This is a genomic window from Paenibacillus nanensis (assembly GCF_003583765.1).
In the GTDB taxonomy this organism is placed as follows: Bacteria; Bacillota; Bacilli; order Paenibacillales; family Paenibacillaceae; genus Pristimantibacillus; species Pristimantibacillus nanensis.
Map to the genome: position 1 here is coordinate 1 of NZ_QXQA01000034.1, position 2,751 is coordinate 2,751.

2 protein-coding genes are annotated in these 2,751 nt (G+C 53.5%); one reads left to right on the forward strand and one right to left on the reverse strand.

What is annotated here, in order from left to right; genetic code table 11:
• Nucleotides 1-427 precede the first annotated feature (427 nt).
• Complete coding sequence (locus D3P08_RS26950; protein ID WP_119603231.1) at nt 428-1,291, reverse strand: MurR/RpiR family transcriptional regulator; 864 nt, start codon at nt 1,289-1,291, stop codon at nt 428-430.
• 231 nt (nt 1,292-1,522) lie between these two features.
• On the opposite strand from D3P08_RS26950, the gene D3P08_RS26955 reads away from it, so the two are divergent.
• Nucleotides 1,523-2,518, forward strand: a complete 996-nt coding sequence (locus D3P08_RS26955) for an N-acetylglucosamine kinase (protein WP_119603232.1) — start codon at nt 1,523-1,525, stop codon at nt 2,516-2,518.
• Nucleotides 2,519-2,751: the final 233 nt, after the last annotated feature.

The following is a 2,751-nucleotide window of genomic DNA, read 5'->3' on the forward strand; positions in this document are numbered from 1 at the left end:
AATACTGAAAACTAAAAAAGGTGGCAATGGTTTGGCGGGGGAGGAGGCCTCCTCCCCCGCCAAACCAACTCACTAATCCATCTCAGATGGATATTCTACGGGCTTACACAAACTTCTTGACGCTACCCTCTAACCTCTTTTGAGCGAAAAAATAAGTGTACTTTTGTCCTTATGTGATGCGTTTCGCGATTTCTTCGTGTGGCTCCACGTCTGAATCACGGGTCGCCGTGCGCGCAACACGTCTGAGCCATGCCCGCAGCCTCCCTGCATGCAGCATCCTTCCGGCATACGGTCCATAAACCACACCCGCCAACTCCCGCAAAATAAAACGGCACCCGCCCTCCCCCATAGGGAACAGCGAATGCCGTACTTCAAGCGCCTGCCTGCAATAAGCATGCAAAGTGCAAAATTACCTGCCATTACGCAGCTATCTTCTTCTTTTGTTCGCGATGATGCTGCGGCTCTTGGACAAATACTTCTTCACCTGCTGATAATCGGCGCTGGCCACGCCGGCGAACAGCATGTCAATAATCGTCAGCATCGCGATGCGCGAGCCCATCGCTCCGCTGCGGATCGAGATCTCCGGCGTCGAAATGCTGAGCAGCGTATCCGCGCGCTCGGAAAGCTCGCTTTTGCTGTACTTGGTAATCGCAATAACATGCGCGCCGTTCTTCTTCGCGATATCGAGCGCGTCAAGAATTTCAATCGTGTCGCCGGAATTCGAAATAAAGATCGCAACGTCGCCTTTGGTCAGCAGAGTCGCCGCCGTGAGCTGGCTGTGGCCGTCGATGAAGGCGTGGCACATTTTATTAATGCGCGTGAACTTCTGCTCCGCGTCCTGCGCGACCAGCCCCGAGGCCCCGATCCCGAAAAACATAATCCGGTTGCTCGTGCGAAGCGCGTGTACAGCCCGCTCCACAGCCGACCGGTCCAGCACGCTAAGCGTATCCTCGATGGAACGCATATTGTTGCGGCCGATATTGGAAATAATCGTAGTTAGTTCATCCCCAGGCTGAATGTCCGTATACTGATCGGTAGACTCCTCATCCATCGAGCCAAGAGATGCCGAGATGCTGACGATAAAGCTGCGATAGCCGTTATAGCCCATCGTTTTGCAGAACCGCAGCACAGAAGCGTCGCTTGTTTTGCTCGCTTGGGCTAAGCTTTTAATAGAGAGATGGGGAATCTCCTCTTTATTCGCTAGAATGTACTCCGCGACCAACCGTTCGACAGGCGTCAGGCTGTCTTTGCGTTCCCGGATCTTGATCAGTACGTTATCGTTTATCGCCATGTCTCTCTCCCCGTCCGTTTCATATTTTGCAACTAAAATAGTATACGTAATAGACAAAAATTACAAGTAGATGCCACTTTGCCTGCTTTTTGATAGTTTACGTTATTGAAATTAAATTTCATAGTGTTTTTATCAAAATGATTTATTTATTTCAATTTTTATTGTTGATAGGTTCCCTTCATGCTATAATCTCGATAATATTTTCGTTTGGTCGGAAAGGAGCTCTGGGAGATGGGTGGTCAATACGTAATCGGAGTGGATGGCGGTAACAGCAAGACCGATTATTATTTATTCGATCTGGACGGCGGGCTGGTCGACCATATTCGCTCGGGCACTTGCAGCCATGAGCAGTATCCGGACAGCTACGAGAGCTCGTACCGTGTCATGAATGAACAAATCACGCTGCTGCTTTCTCGCAATGGACTTTCTGTACAGGATGCCGCGGCTGGGGCGTTCGGCCTTGCAGGTGCGGATATTCCCGCTCAAAAAAAACGGCTGAACGAGGTTGTGGAGAGGATTGGCTTTACGCGTTATGCGCTTGATAACGATTCCTTCCTCGGGATCAAAGCCGCCAGCCAAAAAGGCTACGGCATCTGCTCGATCAACGGCTCCGGCGTCTGTACGGGCGGCATCTCCCCTAGCGGCCGGCGGCTGCAGGTCGGCGGCGTCGGCAGCGAGCTGTCCGGCGACGAAGGCGGCGGATATTATCTCGGCAGGCGCGTCATCCGCGCGATTTACGACAGCTTCTACCGGCTGGGACCGGAGACGGTGATGACGGCCCCCGTAATGGAGCTGCTTGGAACACGCGATAAAACGTTGTTTATGGAGCTTGCGCTCGAAGCCATACTGGCTCGCACACTCCCCTATACGGAGCTCGTGACGCTTCTGTTCGAATCAGCGGAGAGCGGCGACCTCGTCGCGTCGGGGATCGTCGATCACTCCGCCCGCCAGCTCGCCTATTCGACCGTCGGCTGTATGAGCCATCTCGACTTCGGCGACGAGCCCGTCGACATCATAATGGCCGGGTCCGTCTGGGTCAAGGCGGCTTCTCCCGTCATGCGCGACCGTTACCAGCAATGCGTGACCGAGCTGACGGGACGCGACTGCCGGTTCGTTCTGCTGCAGGAGCCTCCCGCCGCCGGAGCGGTGCTTTGGGCGCTGGAGCTGGCCCATGGAGGAGCGCTCAATACGGAGCTGCGGAAAAAAATTATCGAAGCGGTTCGTTGAATAAATGAGCGTAAAAGGAAAAGCCGTCCTTTGGAGGACGGTCAGATTGTAGAGAAACCCCACGTTTTTTCAAACGTCGGGGTTTCTTTTTTGTTTTTTCAGTTGCTTTTGAGGCGTTTTAAGATGGCTTACGCCTCTTTCGCCTTCCGGTCTAGATGGAAGGCGATCTTTTTCATGTTCTGGACCGCTGCGGTCATCAGCGCTTGCTCGGTTACGTTCCGCAGCCCCCGCAA

Excerpts from the sequence above, each read along its gene's own strand:
- D3P08_RS26950 (WP_119603231.1), bottom strand. The coding sequence starts at position 1,291 with ATGGCGATAAACGATAACGTACTGATCAAGATCCGGGAACGCAAAGAC.
- D3P08_RS26955 (WP_119603232.1), top strand. The coding sequence starts at position 1,523 with ATGGGTGGTCAATACGTAATCGGAGTGGATGGCGGTAACAGCAAGACC.